The following is a 508-nucleotide window of genomic DNA, read 5'->3' on the forward strand; positions in this document are numbered from 1 at the left end:
CATACGCTTTAACGGAATCTAAGTACACCTTAGTCACTTCCAACGCCGTGTCTTGCGCATCCGCAAGTAGTTGGTATCGCACAGATTCTGCATCTGCAGCAGTACGGTCCATATCATTAAGAGTGGCAGAGCCATCCCAAATCAATTGCGTTAAAGTGATAGTGGCTTCTTTACGAGTCAGATCGGTTGAGTCTCGTCCTGATTCTGCAGGATTTATACCTTCGTAACCGATACCTGCGTCAAGATCGACGGAAGGGAGGTAAGCACCGCCAGATGCTTCATTCACATACTGCTTGCTAACGAATTCATTGAACGCGCTTTTAATATCGGGATTTGTTTTTAGCGTATTTTCTACGGCTTGCTCTAGTGTTTGCCCAAAAGCATGACTAGCGGCGAATACACCAATACAAAAGGCGTTGGCACGAGTCCACTTCACTGTGATTCTCCTAGATGGTTATGTAATTTATCGAGGCGAGAGGGCTTATAAGTGGAATACCTATAAGGGCGT

Annotated in this window: 1 protein-coding gene; it reads right to left on the reverse strand. The window is 45.7% G+C overall.

Features of this window, described 5'->3' with window-relative positions; all coding sequences use genetic code 11:
* Positions 1-436 (reverse strand): TolC family protein (locus R8N49_RS30715; RefSeq protein WP_318190898.1); only part of this gene is annotated, 436 nt, incomplete at its 3' end.
* Positions 437-508 lie beyond the last annotated feature (72 nt).

It is taken from the genome of Vibrio sp. 1978 (genome assembly GCF_033344345.1).